Raw genomic sequence first — 17,733 nt, forward strand, 5'->3', positions numbered from 1 at the left:
AGATAATGGGAACGGCGTTGCCGCCGCCCGACAGCGGCACTGGAAACGTTCCCGAAACCGAAAGGACGATGATCATGACCAAGACACTGGTACTGGTATTCCACCCGGACCTGAACGGCCAATCACGCGCCAACAAGGCACTCGCGCAGGCCGCCGCCGAACTGCCCGACATCACCGTACGCGACGAATACGCGCTCTACCCGGACGGAGTGATCGACGTAGCCGCTGAACAGCAGCTCGTCGAAGCGCATGACCGCATCGTATTGCAGTTCCCGCTCTACTGGTACTCCTCGCCCGCACTGCTCAAGGAATGGGAGGACAAGGTCCTCGCCTACGGCTGGGCGTACGGTCCCGACGGCGAGGCGTTGAACGGCAAGGAGATCATGGTCGTCACCACCGCGGGAGGAGACACGGGCGAATACCAGGCGGAGAACGACGGTGCCACCATGGATGAAGTTCTTTCACCGTACCGGATGATGGCCCGATACACCCACGCCGTCTGGCGCGAACCGTTCGTCATCTTCGGCGCGATGGAACTCGACGACAACGCGCTCGCCGCAGCCGCCGAGCGCTACCGCGAGGCGTTGCTCGCGTAGCGGCGATCGCGGCTGCGTGTCCATGATCATGAAACCGATCCGATAACGGTTGAGCACCCGCCGCCCGACCGCTATCGGATCGCGGTGAAGAAGAAGCGCGGGAACGGGAAGATGATACTGCCGTCGGATTGCACGGGATAGGCGTCGCAGACACGTTCAAATACTTGCTTTTCGAATGCCGCCCGTTCGACATCGTCGGACAGTGCCTGCAGATAGGGGCGCAGACCGGTGCCCCGATACCAGTCCATGATGGCTTCGTGAGATGGCAACGTATGCATGTATGTGGTTGTCCACATGCGGAAGCTTGCGGCATACCGATGCAAGAGCTCCCAGTATTCGGGCGGGGTGAGGTTGAAGAACTCCCGCTGCTGCGGCAGACGGTCGGCGTATTGCGCGGAATGGACGATCTCAGCGATGATCCGATGGATGGGCTCCTCGTAGTTCATCGGCGTCTGCACGGCGAGCGTACCGTCCTTCCGCAGCAGCCCCAGCATCGCGGGGATCAGATGCGCGTGATCGGGCACCCACTGGATGCACGCGTTGGAGAACACAACGTCGAAATCATGCGGCAATGCGTCCAGCTGGTCCTGACGTGAAACATCGCATAATGCGAATTCGATGTCCGGATGGGCCGACTTTGCCGCGTCGATCATTTCCGGCGAACTGTCAACGCCCAGAATATGCGCGTGCGGGTAGCGTTCACGTAGCACGGCGGTGCTGTTGCCCGGACCGCAGCCGATGTCAAGCACCCGCGTGACCGTACCGTCATCGGCGGGCAGTTGCATCGCCAGATCGCGCGACGGCTGCGTGCGCTCGTTCCTGAACCGAAGATATTGCGCGGAATCCCAAGTGACCATGCGATTCACGCTAATCTTCCGCAGCACGATGTCCATAAATGCGTCCGCATTTCGAGCATCGCCGTGTGGTTCATAATGCGGCGGCGATGCGACGGACGGCTTCGCGCAGTTCGGGTTCGGATTTGAGCAGACTGAGACGGATGTAGTCACGGCCGACCGTGCCGAAACAGGTGCCCGGCAGCACGGCGACGGACGCGGCGGACAGCAGATGGTCGGCGAGACGCTCGCCCGTCCAGACGCGCTCGTTCTCGCCGTCATGCCCAGCCCCAGCCGCGCCCGACCCAAACTCAGGCACACGGGCCCACACGTAAATCCCACCGGCCGAATCGAACACATCCAATCCCGCCGCACGCAGACCGTCGGCGACGATACGCCGACGCGCCGCATACCGCTGCGCGAGCTCGGCGACGCACGACTGGTCGGAACGCAGCGCCACAACGCCGGCGTCCTGAATGCTGCCGGTGATCATGGATCCCATCTGATAGTGGTAGAGCTTCAGCCGTGCGATCACGGCCTCATTACCGGCCACGAATCCGGCACGCCAACCCGCCATCGCATACATCTTCGACAGCGAGCACACCTCCACCGCCACGTCGAACGCGCCAGGCACCTCAAGAATGCTGTACTGCTGCGCGCCCGGGGCATCACCACCCACACCCAGCCCCGCGTAGGCGTAATCGTGCACGATAACGAAACGATGCTCATGCGCCAACTCAACAGCCCGCTGAAGGAACTGCAACGGAGCCTGCGCGCCGGTGGGATTATTCGGATAGTTGAGCACCAGCATCTTGACACGATCCCACGTCGTCGCGGGCACGGCGTCAAGGTCGGGCAAGAAACCACGATCGGCGAGCGCGGGCAGCAGCACCTCATGCGCCCCATGCATCACGGCCATGCAATGGTAGGAGGGATAGTAGGGATCCACGAACGCGACGGCATCGCCACGATCCACGAGAATCGCGTACAGTCCCGCCAGTCCGTCGACCGCGCCTTCCACGGCGAACAGCTGCGTGGGCCAGTCCAGCGCAACGCCATGCACGCGGCGGTACCAGTCCGCCGCCGCCTCAAGAAAGGCCGGTTTGCCGTCGAACGGAGTGTATCGGGCGTTGGCGGGATCATCGACGGCGCGTTTGGCTGCGTCGCGGATGAAGGCGGCCGGGTAGGCGTCGGGATTGCCCTTGGCGAGGTCGATCACGTCCGCACCCGAGGCCACGGCCTGCGCCACCTTGCGATCCATGACGGCGAACACGTTGGGTGGAATCGACTCGGCGATCGGCGCGAACGGCACCGGGCATTGGACCGTCTGGTCTGCGTAACTTACCTGGTCTGCGTGCCCGGCGCGGGGCGCGGGCTGGGATTGGAGCGGCGAGCGCTGCGACTCGTTCTGTGATACGGACATGATGCTTCCTCCCCTACCGGCAAAACCGCGCTTGAATATACCCATTTCGACAGTATTTCGCATCGGCGTTGTTATAGGAATTGATTATTGGATGTGCAAAATCGTAGGCCGTTCCAATTCATCGCGCACTCAACGAATCGGTATTCGAAGAGCGTGCGGCACATGACCGGGAAGGAACTATCTCTGCTCATCATCTTGATTTCGCACTCTCGCCGCAACCTTGGCGATGGCCTCGTCGTAGCCCGTGAGCGCGGCGAACGGCATGAACTGGGCCGCGCGGTTGTGCATCGACATGTGCGGGTGACGCGACGACTGGTGATGCGGCAGGTCGATGATGTCGTCGTAGCGATGGGTTTCGGCGAATGTCATGCCGCATGGCCTCCGATCTGACTGTTGCGCAGGCGACCGGTGGCCCCTTCCTCGAGGTTCATGGCCTTGATCACGGCGTTCTTGCCGAATTTGCGTTTGATATCCAACAATGATTGCTGGATGCTGCGCTCGCGGTCCTTGTCGGTTCCGGAACCTGTGCCTGTGGGTCCGGTTCCATCGGTTCCAGAGGTTCCATCGGCCCCGGCGTTAGTAACGATTACGCGTTCGTCGGCGGAATTGCGATCAACGGCATTGCGTGTATTCCCCGCCGGCGCATTACCGTCTTGCGCGTTCTCATCACCCATGGCCGAGAACAGATCCGGCTGCTCGTATCGGCGGCTTGCCGGCAGAGGCTCCCCGATCCGGTGCAGTCGTTCGACGACCACGGTGATGCGTCGCACAGCAAGATTCGGGTCCACGATCCGCTCGAAGATGTCGGTCATGGCGGCGATGATGCGGCGCGTGGACGACGTGTATCCGCCGAGATCAGCGGAACCATGCACGGGTTTGGGAACGGTTCTGCCATATCGGTCGATTTTGGTGGGCCCACCGTTGATGGTGCGCTCTGCCGATTGCACTGGCAGTGACGACTGTGCCGACTGTGTCGACCGCTTCGGAGCCACGCCACTTACGTCGTATCCGATCGCCAATGTCACGTGGTCGGTTTCCAATCCCTTGCCCACCATCTCAAGCACGAGCAGATCGGTCATCTCCTTGACCACCAGTCGCGCATGCGTGTAATCGTACGGCTGTTGCAGCACCTGACCGGAGCTCAGACTGGTGTCGGCCGGCTTGTACGCCTTGATGTCGGCGATGGTACATGGTTCCCATCCCCATGCGTGGTCGATGAGCAGTTCCGCGTTCACACCGAAGAGCCGGTAGAGCAGGTCCTCGTTGTAGTAGTCGGATGCACGGCCAAGCGAACATCGGGCGATGTCGCCCATGGTGTTGAGCCCGTGTGCTTCGAGTTTGCGCGCGTATCCTCGGCCTACTCGCCAGAAGTCGGTGAGCGGCGTGTGCGACCAGAGCAGTCGTCGGTATGAGTGCTCGTCAAGTTCGGCCACGCGCGCGCCGTCCCGGTCGGCGGGCATGTGTTTGGCGACGATGTCCATGGCAACCTTGGCGAGATACAGGTTGGTGCCGATGCCCGCGGTGGCTGTGATGCCGGTCTGTGCGAGGATGTCGCGCACGATGGTCATGGCCAGTTGATGCGCGGTCATGCCGGCGGCACGTAGGTAGCGGGTGGCGTCGATGAACACTTCGTCGATCGAATAGACGTGAATGTCCTCGGCCGCCGCGTATTGGAGATAGATGCCGTAGATCTTGGCACTGCAGTCGAGATAGTGGGCCATGCGCGGTTTGGCGGCGATGTATCCGGCGGCAAGATTCGGGTTCGCGGCGAGTTCGTTGGCGTTGACCGATTCGCCGACCAGTCGTTTTCCCGGCGCCTGAAGGCAACGATCCGCGTTGACCTGTCGCATTTTCTGCACGACCTCGAACAGTCGCGCACGACCGGGCAGCCCGTATGCCTTGAGCGACGGCGATACCGCCAGACAGATCGTCTTCTCGGTGCGCGACACGTCCGCCACCACCAGATTCGTGGTCAGCGGATCCAGTTTCCGCGCCACACACTCGACCGACGCATAAAACGACTTGAGATCAATGGCGATGTAGGTGTGTGAACATGCTTTCGATGATATGGACTTCGGAGAGTTGTCCATCATCGCATTCGCCGTCGCACGCACTACACCACCTCCGTTATTCAAACATATGTTCGATCATATCACGGAGTCATAGATCAGCACGTCACCGTAGGAGTATCTACCGGTCGGGGTCTGACCGAGCTTGGGATCACGGTTGAATGAGATCAGCAGGCAACGGCGGCCGTCAGCGTCCTCCGATGAATCCGATGAATCCGGCAACGGCACCACCAAAGGCCACACACTTCTGCCGTCCGGCTCCTGATCGAGATGCAGGAATCCGATCCTGCGCAGACCGTCATCCGGATCCATCGCAACGAATCGTCCGCTGTCGCCCAACCCGGCGAATACGTATCTCCGCCCGTCGACCGTTTGCAGGATCGGACCGGTCTGCGCGTCAGCCGGACCGGCAATGTCGGTGTATGTTCCATTCCATGTATCGGAGCGGGCAAGGAAGGTCTCGTACTTGTCCAATTCGAGGTTTCTTCGCACATAGGTCATAAGCCATTCCCCGGTCCGTTGGTCACGGACAATATGCGAATCCTCCTCATTGCCGATGGATCGATAGTGCATTCGCGAGGCTTGAACCTCCATGAACCCGCCATCACGCGGATCACACGGCAGAGTCCCCTGCCACAGCCCATGATCATCTCCGTGCGAGGTGACTGTGAACAGCCACGCATCTTTGTCACGGTCATACAAAAGACTGGCAGCATGCCACTGACGATCGGTACTACTCAGGTCATGGCCATCGATCGGGTCATCGGGACTCGGGCGAAAAGCCAGAATGGAGACCAGCTTCAGACGGAAAGAACGCAGATCAAGTTCGTACACGCCCTGACAGCTGTCTTCGACACGCATGTAACCGCGAGTGGTCATGGACAGCCAGATGCGGTCACGGTCCACGATCGGCTCTCCGCCAACGGTTTGCAGCACACGAGGATCGGCCTGTCCCGTCCCGCAGGTCAGATACTGACGAACGGCACGAACCGTGGCACGACCGCCGGCGGGGATTCGCACGCCCCCATAGAGACGAAAACGCGAACGCAACGCATTGTCACGGAGATCGAAGATGTCACCAATATCAAGACTGCCGCAATAGTCATGCCCTGGTGTTTCAGACATCACCGATTCACTGGCACCTTCACCATCCATAACCTCCCGAGACGGAACATGCACGCTTAGACACCGTCCGTTGAGTCTCACCCGCAGTACTCTGGAACGGAGTCCCTCTGGCACCGGAAGATCCCCGGCAATCACGATCGTTCCTCCGCTGGCAATCTCCACATGAATGCCGGTGGCCGAATCACCACAATGACGCTGAATCACGTCGATGCGATCATTATTCCCATCACGAATCGACACGATCGCATCCACATTCGCGGACGATTCCGCAGTTCCGGCAACATCGACATCGATCACGCCGTACGGGCAGACATTCCCCCGTCCTGGCATCCACAACACACAGCATCGTCAGCCGAAGCGTTGTCGACTTCCACTCCCTCCGGCACCGCACGTAGAGACACACTATCGAGATCGCCGACGACAAGATCGAGCTGATACGGATCCCATTCATCGAGCGGCACGGAGGAATCGAAGTAATGCCTGCGTCTGCTACGCAACGTCCACGTTCTCCGGGTCGTCACATCGTCGGGATTCCTCATATCGTTCATCGCATTCGCCTCGCTCATTGCATGCTCACACAAAAAGATCAATAACGAGGACGGCGAGCAGGCCGACCACGGAGTTGATCAGCTCCAGCAGACCCCACGTCTTGAACGTGTCCTTCATCGAAATGCCGAACGTCTCCTTGAACAGCAGGAAACCACCGTCGTACATCAACGTAATGGTGTTGGAGCCGCAAGCCACGCAAATCACCATCAGCGCCGGATCGAGTCCGAACTGGGTGACCAGCGGAGCAACCATGCCGGCAGCGGTGATGGCGGCCACGGCACCCTGACCGGTGAGCACACGAATGATTGCGGTGATGATCCATGCGATGATGAACGGCGACACCGGAATCGCGGACACCAGCTGCACGATGTGATCGGCGGCACCGGATTCGATGATGACCTCCTTGATGATGCCGCCGGAGCAGATCACGATCAGCACGTTACCCACCTGACCGATGGCCTCCTCCATCTTGCCGGTCAGATCGGCGATGGTCTGTCCCCGGCTCCGCATCAGCAGGAAGAACGCGGCGAACAGTGCAAGCAGCATGGAGATCTCGGCGGAGCCGATGAACCCGAACACCTTGTATACCGTGGACTTCTCGTCGAAGAACTCCTTGACCACGGACGACGCGATCATCACCACCGCCGGCGTGAGCGGAATGGAGATAGAGGACGCGAACGACGGCAGCTGATCCTCCGGCATGGTCGGAGCCGGTTTGAGCATGGAGTTCAGCGGAATGCTTTTGATGCCGGGAAGGAACTTCGGCAGCAGCAGTCCGGCGCACAGCAACGCCGGGATGATGGCGAGAATGCCGTAGATGTACACCTTGGAGATGTCGGCGTCGAACGCGGCGACCAGAGCCACCGGTCCAGGCTGCGGCGGGAACAGCGAATGACCCATCGTGCAACCGGTGACGATCGGAATGACCAGCTTCATGTACGGAACCTTGGCCTTCTTGGCCACGGCAAGCACCAGCGGCACGGAGATCAGGAAGGCGACCTCGTAGAACATGGCAATGCCGAAAATCACACCGATGAACATCAGCCCCACAGGCAGGAATCTGGTGCCGCATTTTTCGATGACGGTGTCGGCGATGCGCTGGCTGGCGCCCGTATCGGTCATGATCTTGCCGATGATGGCACCGAACAGAATGATGATCGCCAGTTTGCCGAAGATGCCGCCCACGCCGGTTTCGACGGCGGTGATGATCTTGTCGATCGGAATGCCCGCCGTTAGAGCGATGAACAGGCCCACCAGCAGCAGCGACAGCATGTTGTGCATCTTGAATTTCAGATTCAGGACGACCAACAGGCAAATGCCCACCAGCACCCAGATAAGTTGAATCATCTTCCCAACTCCGTTCAGTCGCGATTCCTAGGATCAGCGACATCTTGACTATTGCCCAACCTTGTGCGGCTCAACGGTGACGCCGACAACCTCATCAGCATCTTCGCCGAGCAGACGACACGGCGTCCCTGCTTGCCGTGCCTGTGCACAATTCGCCATTATTGTCGTTGCATCAGCGTCGAGAGCACCTGTTGCCATGTATTGCTCGACGCAACCCCCGTAGCGAGTCGCAAGGACGCGTGAACGGCGGAATGTAGCCCTTTGTTGGTAAAGTTTTATGAGCGATAAATCCCTTGACTTTTCCACGGAAGGAGCGGTTGCTTGTCCGCCGAACTGGAAGATATTCATGAAGAATGCGGCGTATTCGGCGTCTGGGGACACCCCGATGCGTCACGCCTCACCTACTTCGGGCTCCACGCCCTGCAACACCGCGGTCAGGAAGGTGCCGGCATCGTCTCCAATGACAACGGACATCTGATCGGCCACCGCGGACTCGGTCTGCTCACTCAGGTATTCGGCGACGAACGCGAGATCGCCCGACTCAAGGGCAACCGCGCCATCGGCCACGTGCGCTACGCCACCGCCGGCTCCGGCTCCACCGACAACATCCAGCCGTTCATCTTCCGCTTCCACGACGGCGACATGGCCCTGTGCCACAACGGCAACCTCACCAACTGCCGCACCCTGCGCCGCAATCTCGAGGATGAAGGCGCGATCTTCCACTCCAACTCCGACACCGAAGTGCTCATGCACCTGATCCGTCGCTCCAACCAGCGTACGTTCATGGACAAGCTCAAGGAATCCCTCAACACGGTGCACGGCGGATTCGCCTATCTGATCATGACCGAGGACGCCATGATCGGCGCGCTCGATCCGAATGGATTCCGTCCCCTGAGCCTCGGCAAGATGAAGAACGGCGCCTACGTGCTCGCCTCCGAAACGTGCGCGCTCGACGTGGTGGGCGCCGAGCTCGTGCGCAACATCCGCCCCGGCGAGATCGTCGTGGTCAACGATCACGGCTACAGGATCGTGCAGTACACGAACAAGACGCAGCTGGCGATCTGTTCCATGGAGTTCATCTACTTCGCCCGCCCCGACTCCGACATCTACGGCGTGAACGTGCATTCCGCACGCAAGCGCATGGGCGCCCGTCTCGCCCAGGAGTCCCCGGTGGATGCGGACATGGTGATCGGCGTGCCGAACTCCTCCCTGTCCGCCGCATCCGGCTACGCGGAAGCCAGCGGACTGCCCAACGAAATGGGTCTGATCAAGAACCAGTACGTGGCACGTACGTTCATCCAGCCCACGCAGGAATTGCGCGAGCAGGGCGTGCGTATGAAGCTGTCCGCCGTGCGCGGCGTGGTCAAGGGCAAACGCGTCGTCGTGATCGACGATTCGATCGTGCGCGGCACCACGTCGAAGCGCATCGTCCAGCTACTGCGTGAGGCCGGAGCCGCCGAAGTGCATATGCGCATCAGCTCGCCGCCGCTCAAGTACCCCTGCTTCTACGGCATCGACATCTCCACCACCAAGGAACTCATCGCCGGCAAGAAGAGCGTCGAGGAGATCCGCGAATACATCGGCGCCGACTCGCTGTCGTTCCTGTCGCTCGACGGACTGGTCGAATGCATCGGACTGAACACCGACGCCCCGTACGGCGGTCTGTGCGTCGCCTACTTCAACGGCGACTACCCCACCGCGCTCGACGACTACGAGCAGGACTTCCTCAAGTCGCTCACCGCGGAGGATCGCGTTCGCCTGCCGAAGTTCGCGCTGTACAAGAGCAAGTACATCGGCAACGAGTACTCCTGCCAGCGTGCCGGCGACGTCGAAGATCCCAACGAGACCAGCGCCGTATCGGACGACGAGTAGAACAGTCTCAATTCACAATCAATCCAATCAATTCAGGTAATCCAAGTTTTTCATAACATCGATCCCATCGATAAACCACTATTATCACCCAAGAAAGGTGCATCATGCCCCAAGCGTATGAGAATGCTGGAGTCAGCGTCGAGGCCGGTTACGAGGTAGTCAACCGCATCAAGTCCCATGTGGCCCGCACCATGCGTCCGGGCGCCGGCGGCATCGGCGGCTTCGGCGGTCTGTTCGACCTGTCCTCCCTCGGCTACAAGGAGCCGGTGCTGGTCTCCGGCACCGACGGCGTCGGCACCAAGCTCATGGTCGCCAAGATGGCGAACAAGCACGACACCATCGGTCAGGATTGCGTCGCCATGTGCGTCAACGACATCCTCGCCCAGGGTGCCGAACCGCTGTTCTTCCTCGACTACATCGCCTGCGGCAAGAACGATCCCGACCTGCTCGAGCAGGTCGTCAAGGGCGTGGCCGACGGCTGCGTGCAGGCCGGTGCCGCACTGGTCGGTGGCGAAACCGCCGAAATGCCCGACATGTACGACCCCGACGAGTACGATCTGGCCGGTTTCACCGTCGGCGTGGTCGAGAAGTCCAAGATCATCGACGGCAGCACCATTGCCGAAGGCGACGTCCTCATCGGTCTGCCGTCCTCCGGCATCCACTCCAACGGCTACTCGCTGGTGCGCAAGATCCTGTTCAAGGACCACGACCTGAGCATCGACGCCAAGCTCCCCGAGCTGGAAGGCGAAACCCTCGGCGAGGAGATCCTCAAGCCCACCCGCATCTACGCGAAGGCGCTCAAGCCCCTGTTCGCGGAAGACGATCTGCTGCACGGCGTGGCCCACATCACCGGCGGTGCCTTCATCGAAAAGGTGCCCCGCATCATCCCCGAAGGCCTGGCCGCCGCGTTCGACATCACCAGCTGGGACGTGCCGCCGATCTTCCGCCTGCTCCAGCAGCTGGGCGAGATCGACGAGCTGGAAATGTACAACATCTTCAACATGGGCATCGGCATGGTGCTGATCGTCTCCCCCGACAAGGTCGCCGACGTCGAACGCATCCTTGATGCCGAAGGCGAAGTGCACCACACCGTGGGCCGCATCGTCAAGGACATCGACGGCACGCGCGTCCAGCTGCACAAGGGTCTGTGAGTCTCGTACCATCCCCACATCGAAATAGCTGAAATAGCGTCGAACACAGTTCGGCCGGCGACCGTTCCTCCGTCGTCGGCCGAACCCATTCCCGCAGAAAGGAACAGAACATGGGACAGAAAGTCCTCGTCATCGGCTCCGGCGCCCGCGAACACACCATCGCCCACACCCTCCTCAAGGGCGACACCGTCAGCGAAGTCTCCTGCGCACCCGGCAACCCCGGCATGCAGTCCGACGGCATCACGATCGTCCAGATCGACGAATCCAACCACGCCGCCCTCATCGAATACGCCAAGCAAAACGCCATCGACTGGGTGTTCGTCGGCCCCGAAGTGCCGCTGATCGAAGGCCTCGTCGACGACTTCGAAGCCGCCGGCATCAAGGCGTTCGGCCCCAACAAGGTCGCCGCCCAGATCGAAGGCTCCAAGACCTTCGCCAAGGAACTCATGGAACGCCACAACGTTCCCACCGCCGCCTACGCCACCTTCGACAACCTCACCGACGCCCGCGCCTACGTCGCAGCCAAGGGCGCACCCATCGTCGTCAAGGCCGACGGACTCGCCGCCGGCAAGGGCGTCACCGTCGCCATGACCGAAGACGACGCCTACAAGGCCCTCGAAGACATCTTCGTCGACCACCGCTTCGGTGCCGCCGGTGCCTCCGTCGTCATCGAGGAATTCCTCGAAGGCCAGGAATTCTCCCTCATGAGCTTCGTCCGCGGCAAGGAATTCTGGGCCATGCCCATCTCCCAGGACCACAAGCGCGCCTACGACGGCGACAAGGGTCCCAACACCGGCGGCATGGGCGCCTACAGCCCCGTCCCCCAGATCCCCCAGAGCGTCATCGACCAGGCCATCGACACCATCGTCAAGCCCGTCACCTCCGCCATGGTCGACGAAGGCACCCCCTTCAACGGCATTCTCTACGCCGGCCTCATCGCCACCGCCGACGGCCCCAAGGTCATCGAATTCAACGCCCGCTTCGGCGACCCCGAAACCGAAGTCGTCCTCCCCAAGCTCACCTCCGACCTCGGTGCCGGCATCTGGGCCCTCCTCAACGGCGACACCCCCACCTTCACTTGGGACGACCAGCGCGCCACCCTCGGCGTCGTCCTCGCCTCCGACGGCTACCCCGTCAACGTCATCAAGGGTGCCCCCGTCCCCACCATCCCCGTCGACCCCGACTCCCACGTCTACTACGCCGGCGTCAAGCAGGACGGCGACCGCCTCGTCGCCAACTCCGGCCGCGTCCTCCTCGTCGAAACCACTGCCGACACCCTCCAGGCCGCGCAAGACAAGGTCTATAAGATCATTGACGCACTCGAAACGCCGGGGATGTTTTATCGCCACGACATCGGTGCCAAAGCCCTGAAGTGAGATAACGGAGTGTCGTCGGCGTTACGGCAGACTCGACGTATTCATATACGCCTTCGTCTGCCGCGCCTTGACGACACACGCGTTATCTCACTTCAGAAACAAGAAAAACTGCAGTGTCGTCGGCGTTACGGCAGACTCGACGTATTCATATACGCCTTCGTCTGCCGCGCCTTGACGACACACGCGTTATCTTGTTTCAGGTTTCTGGACAGGCGTGGTTGCGCTGAATGCCGGCGCAACCACGCCACAGGAAGGAACGGCATCATGGAACTGCGCGTGCTGCGGTATTTTCTGGCGGTCGCCGAGGAAGGCAACATCACACGGGCCGCCCAACTCCTACGCCTCTCCCAGCCCACGCTCTCCCGGCAACTCAAACAACTCGAAGAGGAACTCGGCGTCACCCTCTTCCATCGCGGACCACACACCATCACCCTCACCGACGAAGGGCAACTCCTCCGCGAGCGCGCACAATCCATCGTCGCCCTCACCGACAAAACCGTCGGCGAACTCAAACGATCCGCCCACGAACTCACCGGCGAAATCGTCATCGGATGCGGCGAAGTACGCGCCATGACCTACCTCTCCCAGCACATGAGCGCCTTCCGCGCCCTGCATCCCAACGTCAAATTCCACGTGACCAGCACCACATCCGACCTTATTCAGGAACGGATCGAACAAGGACTTATGGACTTCGGTCTGCTCACCGAACCAGTCGACGTCGACCAATACGACTATCTGCGTCCCGGAATCCCCGACCATTGGGGTGCGTTCGTGCCCGACGACCATCCATTGGCCACGCGAGAGACGGTCACGCCCGACGATCTGCGTGGTACACCGCTCATTCTGCCGTCACGTGCATCCGTACGTCGACTGCTCATCAACTGGTTCGACGACAACGCCCACGACTCCCAATTCAACAGTCTCACCATCGCCGGCTACTGCAATCTCCCCGGCAACGGGGCGAATATGGCGGCCAACGGCATGGGCATCTACCTGTGCTACGACCTCGGCAACACCTACCCCGGCGTACGCATGATCCCGCTGAGTCCGGCATTGGACTGCGAAACCGTGTTCGTCTGGAAAAAGCAGGGTATGCGATCACCTGCGGCCATTGAATTCGCGCGATATCTCGGATAACCACTCAAACGGCAAAACGGCAATTATCCGCAATTATCCGGACGGCGGAAGGATGGCAGACGTATCCAGACGCGTCTGCCATCCTCCGCATATCCGCAATGCAGTTCCGCGCGTATTCTACGCAAGCAACGCGTCGCGGCGGGCGATCAGCGCGTCGATGGCGGCATCCCCTTCGATCACGGTGAAGGTGATCGTCTTGCGTTCGCTGGTCTGGGGCGCGATCATGTGCAGATCGCCACGCTGCTCATGCCAGCCGCGGCCATGCACGCTGGAGTTCGACGGTTCGAGACCGACCACGTAGTCGCCGGAGCCCATCGACTTCCACTCCATGAAATACGGGAAGTCCTTGGCCTCGAAGTCGATGACGACGCCCAGTCCAAGCCCACGGTTCACCACGGCGGCGAAGCTGCGACCGTCCTTGTCCGCGGCCAGATCATGCAGGTACACGCTTTCCGGCTTGTTCGCCTCCGGGGCACCGATCTCGTTCCACGGGGTGGTGTCCGCGGCTGTGGTGTCATCGCGCGGCGTGGCCTTGCGGCTGGGAATGATCACCTGCGCACCGTTGTTCAGCAGCGGCCAGCCGAAGTTGCAGTGATACATCCACATCAGCGGTTCGTTGCGGAAGCTTTCGTTGGTCACCTCATCCTCGACCGTGATCGACGGGGTGCCGTAGACGCTGGTGATGCGACGGCGCAGCACCATGTTCTCGCCGAACAGTTCGGCCTCGCGCATCTCGCCGCTCAGTTCCAGCACGTAGTCGCCATCAGTGGTCCAATGGGCGTCGGAGCAGACGTGCTCGGCGGGCGTGGTGCGGATACGGCCGTGCATCGGATAGCTGCCGGCCGGGTAGTCGCTGCCCTCAGGCGTCACGTACGGGGCGCAGATGTTCTCGAATCCGCAGGTAAAGAACAGACCGCCCATAATCGAACGCTGTGCCTCCAATCCGTTGGTGTCGAACTGGTTGCGGCCGTTGAGTCCCGGCTTGGACAGGAACGTGAGGTTCTCACCACGGTATTCGATCTGGGCCACGTCCAGCGCACGATCCGCCATGGACATGAACCGCAGCGGACCGTTCTTCACCTCGATGGCGCGCAGCCCGTGGGCGCGTCCCTCCTGATACTCGATCGGACGCACGTAGGCGGCCTGCTGAATGCTGCCCATATGGGCGAGCATATCGACGCTGGTGGGCTTGCCGGCACTCGTTGAGGTTGCACTGTTCATTGAGGTTGCACTGTTCATTGAGTTCTCCGTTGGCATGATCCTGCCTTTCATCTGATCATCTGGTGAAGCGCCGGTTCGTGGCTCGTACGGCATCCACGCCGGCGAATCCAATTCCCACAATACTAGAAACCGGTTTCACAATCTGCCGGGAAATGAATGTCCACGCTTTTGACACCTATCCCTCGTTCACTAGGCAGATTCGGAGAATCCTCGGGATCTACTACGCCTTCGCTGGGCACTCGCCATAATAGCCCGCGACAAGGAAACAGAGATTTCTGCTGGAACCTATCCCATGAAGCCAATACACGGAGTAAATCACACAAGCCATAATTTCCCGACAACCTAGGGAAGCAAGGATAGATGCTTGCAAAGATCACAATCTGCCTAGGGAAAGCCATATAGACCGCCAGACCGGAGACCCCTCCCCCAAAAACGCGTTTGCCTCCAAATTCATCACCGAACACAGACAGCCGCCCTCCACCAGATTCCGCAGCAATTCATGGCCCAATACCCACCCTGATCCCCGTTCGGGCTTGTCCACAGCACCGATAGACTATTACGCGGATTTATGGGAATCCTCGCGGGGGCTACGTCATCAATCCGTGTCCGCGTCCGGCCAACAGAACCGGATTCCGCCGCGTCATCCGCTGTCCGTCCGTCATACGACACGGCACGCGGAATCGACATCGCACGGAGACACCAATGACGACCGAAATCGGCTGGATTCCATTCATGCAATACGAATACGACACGATCCGAGATACCTGCGAGGTGCCCTATGCCGACCACGTCAACGACCACGCCAACAAACAGCCAGAAGACCAGCCAATCGAAAACCCCGATCCTTCCCATCATCATCATGATGGTCGGCTCGTTCGCCGCAATTCTCAATCAGACGCTCATGACGTCAGCGCTGCCTCATCTGATGATCGAATTCAACATCACCAGCAACACGGCACAATGGCTGAGCACCGGTTTCATGCTCACCAACGGCATCATGATCCCGATCACCGCCTTCCTGATCCAGCGGTTCACCACGCGTCAGCTGTTCTTCTATGCGGTGGGCATGTTCCTGTTCGGCACGATCGTCTGCACTGCGGCCCCCGGATTCTGGGTGCTGTTGGCCGGCCGAGTGCTGCAGGCGTGCGGGGCTGGCATTCTCATGCCGCTGCTGCAAACCGTGCTGTTCCTCACCTTCCCGCCAGAGAAGCGAGGCACGGCAATGGGCTGGTTCGGACTGGTCATCGCGTTCGCCCCGGCGCTGGGTCCCACATTGTCAGGTCTGATCATTGACTTCCTGCCATGGCGCTTCCTGTTCGTGCCGTTGATCGTGATCGCCGTAATCGTGCTGGCCGCCGCCATCCCCACGGTGCGGAACGTGACGGAACAGACCGATCCGAGCATTGACATTCCGTCGATCATCCTGTCCACGCTTGGTTTCGGCGGTCTGCTGCTTGGCTTCAGTCTGGCCGGTCAGGCGGGATGGACGTCGCCCGAGACGCTGGGAACGCTGATCGTGGGCGTGGTGGCGCTGTGCGCGTTCATCTACCGACAGATGCATCTGAATCAGCCGATGCTCAACTTCCGCGTGTTCTCCCGACCGATGTTCAGTCTGTCGATGATCGTGGTGGTATTGGTATTCGTCACCTTCATCACCTCGATGAACATCCTGCCGATGTACATCCAGAACTCGCTCGGCATGACCGCCCTGCAATCCGGTCTGCTGCTGATGGGCGGCGGCGTGGCCGAAGGCGTGTTCAATCCGATCTCCGGCAGACTGTTCGACCGGTTCGGCATTCGCAGGCTCGCTCCGCCGGCAATCGCACTGGTCACGATCGCGGCGTTCGCCTTATCCCGTATGACCGCAGACACGCCGGCGTGGTATCCGGCGGTGTTCTTCACCCTGATGATGGCCGGCGTGGCGTTCTGCCTGATGCCGTTGACCACCACTGCGCTCAACCAGCTGACCGGACCGCTCATCCCCCACGGCACCGCCATGAACAACACGCTTCGTCAGACGATGGCCGCCATCGGCATCGCCCTGTATTTCACGATCATGACCATGAACACGCTGCCCGCATCGCAGGCGGGCTCGGCTCAGGCCGGACTCGCGCATGGCGTGGATGCCGTGTTCACCGTGTCTACGATCGTGGCATTCACCGCGTTCGTGTTGTCGTTCTTCGTTCGGGAACGGCCGAAGACGAACGCCTGAATTGCCTCTGGCAACCGTCGGCGAACTTCCTCCCCCTCGTCTACACCTACGCATACGTCTACGTATACGTCTACGTATACGCCACCCCCGTCGAGGGGTGTGCCGTATGGTGAGAAATTATGACGTTGACTGGTACTTCATGCCCGGTTGATTCGGGCGGTTTCATTGGCGCCATCTCCCAGTGGCTGGTCGGTCTGATGAGCACGCTGGGAGGATTCGGCGCCGGATTCGCCGTATTTCTGGAAAACCTGTTCCCTCCGATCCCCAGCGAGGTGATTCTGCCGCTGGCCGGACTCACCGCAGCGCAGGGTCACATGGGTCTGGCCGAGGCGATCATCGGCGCGACCTGCGGTTCGGTCGCCGGCGCACTGGTGCTGTACGGCATCGCCCGGGCGGTGGGCGCCGACCGCATCCGTCGCCTGTTCGACCGGATGCCGCTGACCGAGGCCTCCGACATCGACAAGGCGAACGCATGGTTCGACCGCTATGGATCCGTTTCGATTCTCGTGGGCCGCGTGATTCCGGTGGTGCGCAGCCTGATCTCCATTCCCGCCGGCATCGCCAAGACCAACCCGCTGCGATTCACCCTGCTCACCGCGATCGGCTCGGCCGTGTGGAACACGTTCCTGGTGATGGCCGGATACCTGCTCGGTGGCCAGTGGTGCGGCATTCTCACGATTCTCGACCGATTCGAATACGTGGTGATCATCGCCGCGGTCGTATTCGTAATCTGGTACGTGTCGCGCAAGCTGTTCACGCGACGAGGCCGGCACGCGCGCAAGTAGCGTAGTGCTTCACAGCAAAAATGCGGGCTGAATAAGA

The 17,733-nt window shown here is 60.7% G+C and carries 14 protein-coding genes; 7 read left to right on the forward strand and 7 right to left on the reverse strand.

What is annotated here, in order from left to right:
* Window positions 1-74 precede the first annotated feature (74 nt).
* Entirely contained in the window at window positions 75-596 is a 522-nt protein-coding gene (locus BTIS_RS01095) for an NAD(P)H-dependent oxidoreductase (RefSeq protein WP_094662063.1), read from the forward strand.
* 71 nt (window positions 597-667) lie between these two features.
* Here the strand turns inward: BTIS_RS01095 and BTIS_RS01100 are convergent, their stop codons facing one another.
* The 6 genes from BTIS_RS01100 to BTIS_RS01130 form a co-directional block, all read right to left on the reverse strand.
* Complete coding sequence (locus tag BTIS_RS01100; RefSeq protein ID WP_245819189.1) at window positions 668-1,480, reverse strand: methyltransferase domain-containing protein; 813 nt, start codon at window positions 1,478-1,480, stop codon at window positions 668-670.
* 43 nt (window positions 1,481-1,523) lie between these two features.
* Window positions 1,524-2,690, reverse strand: a complete 1,167-nt coding sequence (locus BTIS_RS01105) for a pyridoxal phosphate-dependent aminotransferase (RefSeq protein ID WP_245819208.1) — start codon at window positions 2,688-2,690, stop codon at window positions 1,524-1,526.
* 339 nt (window positions 2,691-3,029) lie between these two features.
* Window positions 3,030-3,221, reverse strand: a complete 192-nt coding sequence (locus BTIS_RS01110) for a hypothetical protein (RefSeq protein ID WP_094661843.1) — start codon at window positions 3,219-3,221, stop codon at window positions 3,030-3,032.
* Complete coding sequence (locus BTIS_RS01115; protein WP_094662067.1) at window positions 3,218-4,942, reverse strand: Y-family DNA polymerase; 1,725 nt, start codon at window positions 4,940-4,942, stop codon at window positions 3,218-3,220. Before BTIS_RS01115 ends, BTIS_RS01110 begins: the two co-directional genes overlap by 4 nt.
* A gap of 57 nt (window positions 4,943-4,999) precedes the next feature.
* Window positions 5,000-6,046: a hypothetical protein gene (locus tag BTIS_RS11625; RefSeq protein WP_143248829.1), complete on the reverse strand. Its 1,047-nt coding sequence runs from the start codon at window positions 6,044-6,046 to the stop codon at window positions 5,000-5,002.
* Between the two features lie 573 nt (window positions 6,047-6,619).
* Window positions 6,620-7,942 carry a gluconate:H+ symporter gene (locus BTIS_RS01130; RefSeq protein WP_094661849.1) on the reverse strand — a complete coding sequence of 441 codons (1,323 nt, stop codon included), beginning with the start codon at window positions 7,940-7,942 and terminating at the stop codon, window positions 6,620-6,622.
* 321 nt (window positions 7,943-8,263) lie between these two features.
* Here BTIS_RS01130 and purF point away from each other — a divergent pair, with 321 nt between their 5' ends.
* The 4 genes from purF (at window position 8,264) to BTIS_RS01150 (ending at window position 13,478) form a co-directional block, all read left to right on the forward strand.
* On the forward strand, window positions 8,264-9,814 hold the full coding sequence (gene purF, locus BTIS_RS01135; protein WP_094661851.1) for an amidophosphoribosyltransferase: 1,551 nt from the start codon (window positions 8,264-8,266) through the stop codon (window positions 9,812-9,814).
* Between the two features lie 104 nt (window positions 9,815-9,918).
* Window positions 9,919-10,965 carry a phosphoribosylformylglycinamidine cyclo-ligase gene (gene purM / locus BTIS_RS01140; protein WP_094661853.1) on the forward strand — a complete coding sequence of 349 codons (1,047 nt, stop codon included), beginning with the start codon at window positions 9,919-9,921 and terminating at the stop codon, window positions 10,963-10,965.
* 110 nt (window positions 10,966-11,075) lie between these two features.
* Window positions 11,076-12,341, forward strand: a complete 1,266-nt coding sequence (gene purD, locus BTIS_RS01145) for a phosphoribosylamine--glycine ligase (RefSeq protein WP_094661855.1) — start codon at window positions 11,076-11,078, stop codon at window positions 12,339-12,341.
* A 264-nt stretch (window positions 12,342-12,605) separates the two neighbouring features.
* The gene (locus BTIS_RS01150) at window positions 12,606-13,478 is read left to right on the forward strand and encodes a LysR family transcriptional regulator (protein ID WP_094661857.1); all 873 of its coding nucleotides are present in this window, start codon (window positions 12,606-12,608) and stop codon (window positions 13,476-13,478) included.
* A gap of 117 nt (window positions 13,479-13,595) precedes the next feature.
* Here the strand turns inward: BTIS_RS01150 and BTIS_RS01155 are convergent, their stop codons facing one another.
* Window positions 13,596-14,699, reverse strand: coding sequence for an aldose 1-epimerase family protein (locus BTIS_RS01155; protein ID WP_094661859.1), 1,104 nt, complete (start codon window positions 14,697-14,699; stop codon window positions 13,596-13,598).
* A 778-nt stretch (window positions 14,700-15,477) separates the two neighbouring features.
* Here BTIS_RS01155 and BTIS_RS01160 point away from each other — a divergent pair.
* Together BTIS_RS01160 and BTIS_RS01165 are read left to right on the forward strand one after the other, a co-directional pair.
* Window positions 15,478-16,911, forward strand: coding sequence for an MDR family MFS transporter (locus BTIS_RS01160; RefSeq protein WP_094661861.1), 1,434 nt, complete (start codon window positions 15,478-15,480; stop codon window positions 16,909-16,911).
* A gap of 119 nt (window positions 16,912-17,030) precedes the next feature.
* Window positions 17,031-17,696 (forward strand): DedA family protein, encoded by a 666-nt coding sequence (locus tag BTIS_RS01165; protein ID WP_094661863.1) that lies wholly within the window; start codon window positions 17,031-17,033, stop codon window positions 17,694-17,696.
* Window positions 17,697-17,733 lie beyond the last annotated feature (37 nt).

This window comes from Bifidobacterium tissieri (genome assembly GCF_002259645.1).
In the GTDB taxonomy this organism is placed as follows: domain Bacteria; phylum Actinomycetota; class Actinomycetes; order Actinomycetales; family Bifidobacteriaceae; genus Galliscardovia; species Galliscardovia tissieri.